The sequence below is a fragment of the Anabaena sp. UHCC 0253 genome (assembly GCF_009712085.1).
GTDB lineage: Bacteria > Cyanobacteriota > Cyanobacteriia > Cyanobacteriales > Nostocaceae > Dolichospermum.
In genome coordinates this window covers 465,760-471,904 of the sequence record NZ_VILD01000005.1, presented here as the reverse complement: position 1 = coordinate 471,904, position 6,145 = coordinate 465,760, and the positions used below count along the sequence as shown (strand labels likewise).

General features: G+C 34.1%; 7 protein-coding genes and 2 pseudogenes. 5 read left to right on the top strand and 4 right to left on the bottom strand.

What is annotated here, in order from left to right:
* On the top strand, positions 1 to 232 hold a 232-nt coding region (locus FJR38_RS16495; RefSeq protein WP_254449487.1), incomplete at its 5' end, for an MAE_28990/MAE_18760 family HEPN-like nuclease.
* Positions 233 to 292: 60 nt separating this feature from the next.
* On the opposite strand, the pseudogene FJR38_RS16490 reads toward FJR38_RS16495, so the two are convergent.
* Together FJR38_RS16490 and FJR38_RS16485 are read right to left on the bottom strand one after the other, a co-directional pair.
* A pseudogene (locus tag FJR38_RS16490) lies at positions 293 to 1,292 on the bottom strand (CHAD domain-containing protein).
* A 175-nt stretch (positions 1,293 to 1,467) separates the two neighbouring features.
* Positions 1,468 to 1,872 (bottom strand): NIL domain-containing protein, encoded by a 405-nt coding sequence (locus tag FJR38_RS16485; protein ID WP_168538180.1) that lies wholly within the window; start codon positions 1,870 to 1,872, stop codon positions 1,468 to 1,470.
* 60 nt (positions 1,873 to 1,932) lie between these two features.
* Between FJR38_RS16485 and FJR38_RS16480 the strand changes: the two genes are divergently transcribed.
* Complete coding sequence (locus tag FJR38_RS16480; protein WP_168538179.1) at positions 1,933 to 2,499, top strand: thioredoxin family protein; 567 nt, start codon at positions 1,933 to 1,935, stop codon at positions 2,497 to 2,499.
* A 135-nt stretch (positions 2,500 to 2,634) separates the two neighbouring features.
* On the opposite strand, the gene FJR38_RS16475 is transcribed toward FJR38_RS16480, so the two are convergent.
* Positions 2,635 to 2,982, bottom strand: coding sequence for a hypothetical protein (locus FJR38_RS16475; RefSeq protein WP_371418231.1), 348 nt, complete (start codon positions 2,980 to 2,982; stop codon positions 2,635 to 2,637).
* 133 nt (positions 2,983 to 3,115) lie between these two features.
* Positions 3,116 to 3,490, bottom strand: coding sequence for a nucleotidyltransferase family protein (locus tag FJR38_RS16470; RefSeq protein WP_168538178.1), 375 nt, complete (start codon positions 3,488 to 3,490; stop codon positions 3,116 to 3,118).
* A 119-nt stretch (positions 3,491 to 3,609) separates the two neighbouring features.
* Between FJR38_RS16470 and FJR38_RS16465 the strand changes: the two genes are divergently transcribed.
* From FJR38_RS16465 to FJR38_RS28610, 3 genes and pseudogenes are all read left to right on the top strand, one after another.
* A complete protein-coding gene (locus FJR38_RS16465) occupies positions 3,610 to 4,845 on the top strand; it encodes an LL-diaminopimelate aminotransferase (RefSeq protein WP_168538177.1) in 1,236 nt (411 codons plus the stop codon).
* A 122-nt stretch (positions 4,846 to 4,967) separates the two neighbouring features.
* Positions 4,968 to 5,693 carry a hypothetical protein gene (locus tag FJR38_RS27570; RefSeq protein WP_174764027.1) on the top strand — a complete coding sequence of 242 codons (726 nt, stop codon included), beginning with the start codon at positions 4,968 to 4,970 and terminating at the stop codon, positions 5,691 to 5,693.
* Positions 5,665 to 6,145 (top strand): annotated as a pseudogene (locus tag FJR38_RS28610) (hypothetical protein); the annotation flags it as partial. The gene FJR38_RS27570 and the pseudogene FJR38_RS28610, both read left to right, overlap by 29 nt.

Sequence of the window (6,145 nt, the reverse complement as noted above, 5' to 3'; positions counted from 1 at the left end):
TGGATTTTCAGCTACTACTAACAAAAATACTAGAGATGGAATTGATTTAGTATCAATTAAAAAGAATCGAAATGATTTAGCTCATGGTTTTCTATCTTTTAACGAAGTTGGTAAAAGTACATCTGCGGAAAATCTTGTTGAAATCAGTGAAAGGGTTATAAAGTATCTGAGACAAATTTTAGAAAATATTGAAGAGTATCTAGTTAACGAGGAATACTTAGATTCTCAATAATTGTACTAGATTTTATTAAATTTAAGCGACTATTTTATCATCAATTAGATACGTCATAAATTAATCCCTTTCTTCTTGTTGAAGATTTTCCAAATTCGGTTGTAGCACCACCAAATGTAAATTATATCTAGTATCTGCTTGCAAATAACGTTGTTGTAGTGGTTGCCATTCTTGCCACAATTGATAACGATTTGCGGCTAATAGCGTCGTTAAGCCAGGTAATTGAGCCTCCAGTTCTGATTTGAAGATATTTTCTAACCACTCATGTAAAACCATATTATCTTGAATCATACCCAAGATTTCTTGGATAGTTTTGATATCATGAAGATGTGAGGAGAAAGACTCATCATATAATTCAGTAAATAACTCCATTTGGTAACGGATGCGTTTGGCTTGTTTTCGCAAATCATGGAGGGTTTTACCTTCTGTTTTCAGACTTTCTTCTAATTGGTTGGGTGTCCATTTTGTTTGCACTACTATTTCTGATTCAACAATTTTAGTCCCAATTAACCATCCTGGATGTAAGCAAAATTCACTAACTTCTGGTGAGAGTAAATCTGGTAATATGTGCTGAATTGGTATGGATGAAAAACATTGATAACTGGGATTTTTTAACCAATCTTCACATTCATTCTTGAATGATTTATAAGTTTCATCTTTAAATATTTTTTGAACATGAGAAAAAGCAACTTTTCTTTGCTTATCCAATTCGGTAAAAGCCGTTTTTAATGATTCTTGCTCTTTTTCAACTAAATGCGGTTTGTAATTTTTTTTCAGAATTTCTTCAAGAACATCTAAGTCTCTCAGACTACCTAAAATTCGGGCAAGTTTACCAATATTTTTATCACTTGCTGATTTTGGAAAATTTAAATATTTGTCAAACCTACTGACAGCAGTTCGTAACCGGCGCATTCCCACTCGCATTTGGTGTACTGCTTCTGGATCTTCATCTTTTTTGACTGCTTTTTTCCCATTTTATGGTTTTTGTAAAATGCTTTTCAATAGTTTGGTATGCAGTCTCACCTAGTGTTTTGCTTGGGGTTTCTGAAGATATTTTCATAATAAATAAAGTATTTAGAGATATTATCCAGTTTTTGCATCATATCACTAGAGAAAAAATAGTCTGTATTCCTATATAGTTTCTTAAAAAAATAGAAAAATAATCTTCTATCTTCACAAATCTCATCGTAAAAATTTGATATTTAACCTATTGTTAACTAATTATTAATCTCTATTTAAAGATTAGTAGAAATAGCTTGTACAGGGCAGGTAGGAATACATTGTTCACAAACAATACAACGCGATCGCACAAAGGTGAGTTTATACGTCTCTGGATTAATAGAAAGGGCTTCAGTGGGACAAACCCCCGTACATAAACCACAGTGAACGCATACATCTTCATCAATTAAAATTTCACCTAAACCCAGGGAAACATGAATATGTTGCGATCGCATCCATTCAATTGCTGCATCTAATTGATCAATATCTCCCAATAGTTCCACTACCAGTTTACCAATTTGATTGGGGGCCACTTGAGCGCGGATAATATTTGCAGCCACATTAAAATCTTTTGCCAGTCGGTAGGTAATTGGCATTTGAATCGCCCGTTTCGGAAAAGTCAGAGTAACTCTTTTTTTCATAATGTGGAAAAACTGTAAACTAGATGATGAACCAGCTTAATAAATTTTAATAAATTGATTATGAGTACCGAAGCACCTGTAAATTCTAGTAATCGCATCAAAAACTTCTTAATTGCTATTGTGGCGATCGCTTTGGGAGTTGCCCTCTTTTTGGGACTTAAAACTGATTCTACCTCAGTTTCCCTGGCGAAATTAGATCAAAATTCCATTCCTTTAGAAGTAGCTGTCAGCAACGGTAAACCTTCCCTCGTCGAGTTTTACGCCGATTGGTGTACAGTTTGTCAAAAAATGGGTCCTGACATGGCCAAACTCAGAGAACAGTATGACAACAACCTGAATTTTGTCATGTTGAATGTTGATAATACCAAATGGTTGCCAGAAATGCTCAAATATCGAGTAGACGGGATTCCCCACTTTGTATTTTTGGGTAAACAAGGAGAAACTATCGCCGAAACCATTGGTGATATTCCCCGCACCATTATGGCTAGTAACTTAGAAGCCTTAATTGCCGGTTCTCCCCTTCCCCACATTCAAAGTAATGGCAAAACTTCCCAATTTTCCGCACCAGTAGCAACAGATAGTAATCAAGATGATCCTCGCAGTCACGGTAGCCAAGTTGTAAATTAGGTAAACTGAATCTACCATTTATAATTTCATTACTTCTAACTGGTAAATAGGTTAACCTAATTAAATGTACAATACTCAAAAACTATAACTAATATATATCCCTGACTTCATTAATAAGTTAGGGATATGATATTTCTATTTATCAGTTTCTAACCTAAGGGAATCACAAAAATCTTCAATTTCTCTAATCAAATCATCATAAAAATTAAATACTTGATTTACAACATCTAGAACTCGTTGTTCTTTTAACTGATAAGAATACACACTTCTCACTACATGACGAAACCTTCGTAACTCATCCAAAACCAATAACGCATTTTCTGAAATAACAGCTTGTCTGATGCCAGGTAAATCAATAGACATTTGTTCTAATAACTCACTATGCCATTTGTCACCAGTAGGTTTGCGATAATCAATTTGATTAGCAATAACTTGAAAAATACGTTCTACGCCTGTATAAAATCCATGCAAGTTAAGAGCAATTGCATCAACTAGAGCTTCTTGGTAAATTTCTAATTCTTGATTTTCTAGTTCCTTAACAAACTTATCAAGTTGTTTTTTGTTTCTTGAATTTTAATTACTTCTTCAGTGATTCGTTCCCTAACTACAGTAGAATTCATAAATCTATTCCTTGATAAATTGCTTTTAAAATATGAGGTTTGGCATTTTGAAATTCTACCAAATCAATTTCAAAAGGATGTCCTTGCTCTATAGCAGCCCACGCTTTAAAATATTCCTTTTCCGGTAAACCCCAAACAGCTAAATCAATATCAGAACGCCAATTCATTTGTTGATGATCCAATAAAGAACCGAATAAAACAACTTTTTCTGCGCCAAATTTTTCTTTCAAGATTTTGGCACATTGTCGGGCAATTTTTAAACCTTGTTTTTGTCGTTCTTGCATAGCAACTAGAAACTGAGGACGATTTTTTCTAGCCTCTAAAACTTCTTGGATAATTCGTTGTTTAGTAGCTTCATTAATTGAACTCATAGTTTCTCGAATATGGGAATTTTCTAAGATAATTATAACTCGACTCCCTGAAAAATTTCTCTATCAGACATTTCTCCCAGTAAGATAGTGTATCATTGTCTTTTTTCTCAAAATTTACTATGGCTACGATTAACGACAACTACCTGAAACTCAAAGCTGGCTATCTGTTTCCAGAAATTGCGCGACGGGTAAATGCTTTTGCACAAGCTAACCCAGATGCGAAAATCATTCGGTTGGGGATTGGTGATGTCACCGAACCCTTACCAGAAGCTTGTCGTACAGCGATGATTAAAGCTGTAGAAGATATGGGCGATCGCTCATCTTTTAAAGGATATGGTCCAGAACAAGGTTATGCTTGGTTAAGGGAGAAAATCGCTACCCACGACTTCCAAGCCAGGGGTGCAGCCATAGAAGCCGATGAAATCTTCATTTCCGACGGTTCTAAATGCGATTCCGGCAACATTCTCGATATTTTTGGCAAAAATAACATCATCGCCGTTACAGACCCAGTATACCCCGTTTATGTAGATACTAACGTCATGGCGGGTAACACGGGAGATGCTAATGAAAAAGGTGAATATGGTGGTTTAGTTTATTTACCTGTCACCGCAGAAAATAACTTTACTGCGGAAATTCCTAGCCAAAAAGTTGATTTAATTTATCTTTGTTTTCCTAATAATCCCACAGGTGCAACTGCAACTAAAGAACACTTGCAAGCATGGGTAAATTATGCCAAAGCGAACGGTTCAATTATCTTCTTTGATGCCGCTTACGAAGCATTTATTACTGATCCTACCTTACCTCATTCTATTTTTGAAATCGAAGGCGCAAGAGATTGTGCAATTGAATTCCGTTCTTTTTCCAAAAACGCCGGTTTTACCGGAACTCGTTGCGCGTTAACTGTTGTTCCTAAAACCCTTACAGCTAAAGCTGCTGATGGTTCTAATGTCGAACTTTGGAAACTCTGGAATCGTCGTCAATCTACCAAATTTAACGGCGTTTCTTATATTATTCAACGCGGTGCAGAAGCGGTTTATTCAGAAGCTGGACAATCACAAATTAAAGCGTTGGTAAGTTTCTATTTAGATAATGCCAAAATCATCCGCGAAGAACTGACAAATGCCGGTTTAAAAGTTTATGGTGGCGTAAATGCACCTTATGTATGGGTACAAACTCCCCATGGTTTATCCAGTTGGGAATTTTTTGATAAGTTGTTAGAAACCGTGAATGTTGTGGGAACTCCCGGTTCTGGTTTTGGGGCTGCGGGTGAAGGTTATTTCCGCATTTCTGCGTTTAATAGTCGGGAAAATGTCGAAGAAGCAATGAAACGAATTACCGCTAAGTTTAAGGTGTAATTCAAGTTTAATAATTTGCGGTGGGTAATGCCCACCCTAAATGAATTATGATTAAGTTAGCCGTAATTTGGTCTTAACGATATAATTCAAATATGTAATATTTCTCAAGGAAGAAAATTCACATGAAGTTACTACAAGTTCAAGTACCCGATTTCCGAGTTTTGAAAGATGTTGATATTAAGTTTGATAGAAAGTTTGTCCCTAATATCTTTCCTTTAGGAAGTCTCAATGGAGGTGGTAAAAGTACACTTTTACAATTAGTTTTTGTGTTATTACATTGCTGCACAAATCCAGAAAGAAAAATTTTTATAAAAAATCTACTACATGGATTTACACTTAATGATGATTCTAGTGATAGAGTCTTAGCTATTATCAAGATTTGGGATGGTGAAAAAGAAGTTGAAATTAAATTTCTAGTTTGTCATAATACTTATATTGAGAATATCTTAAAACAAGATCATGAATACGAAAATAGTGAAGACTGGAAATTATCTAATTTCAAAGAACTAGAGAATATCACTAAGAAGATTTCTAAAGCAGAACAAGATATTGAACAACTAGAAAAAACAATTAATCAAATAGAAATTAATCAAGAAATAAAAAGTGAGTATCTCAAGGGTAGAAAATTTGCAGAAATTCTAATTGAATTAACGAGAATTAGAATGCTACCCAGTCTAACTAGTCTAAAAAGGATGTCACCAATTCAATTAAAAGAAGAAGTTGAACAAATGCTTCATGTGTATAACGTAAATCTTGATGAATATTACCAGGAGAAAGAAAAACTAGAGATTGTAGTGAAAAGGATGTCTAGATATATATATGAAAAAAAATATCATATATATATGTAATTATTCTTCAGGAATTGATACCGAAGAAAATGAATTTGTATTATGCCAAATTGGTGATAATTTAGATATAAATAAAGCAGAAGATTGGTTAGACAAAATATCAAATAAAATATTTTTGGCTGCTCCTATTAGTCAAGTTTTCTTATTTACTTCTCAAACGTCAAGAAGACTATTATTTCAACAAAATAGTGATAAAGAATATGATTCAGATTTAAAATTATCTAAATCAAAGCTACCAGGATTTTTCACTTATGATTTTGCTCCAGTAGATTTATTAATTAAAGTATTCACAAGTGCTAGAGATGAAGATTTTAGAACTGCTATTGAAACTGAAGGTGAGTATGGTAAGAGATATAAAGAATTATTAGCTGAGTTGAATTTATTGTTAGCTAATAAAAAAGTGAAATATTTCTACAGATTTCTCCACAATCACCTTCAAGTTAGACACCAAT

Coding starts and splice junctions, on each gene's coding strand:
- FJR38_RS27570 (WP_174764027.1), top strand. CDS start 4,968: ATGAAGTTACTACAAGTTCAAGTACCCGATTTCCGAGTTTTGAAAGAT.
- FJR38_RS16485 (WP_168538180.1), bottom strand. CDS start 1,872: ATGAAAAAAAGAGTTACTCTGACTTTTCCGAAACGGGCGATTCAAATG.
- FJR38_RS16465 (WP_168538177.1), top strand. CDS start 3,610: ATGGCTACGATTAACGACAACTACCTGAAACTCAAAGCTGGCTATCTG.
- FJR38_RS16470 (WP_168538178.1), bottom strand. CDS start 3,490: ATGAGTTCAATTAATGAAGCTACTAAACAACGAATTATCCAAGAAGTT.
- FJR38_RS16480 (WP_168538179.1), top strand. CDS start 1,933: ATGAGTACCGAAGCACCTGTAAATTCTAGTAATCGCATCAAAAACTTC.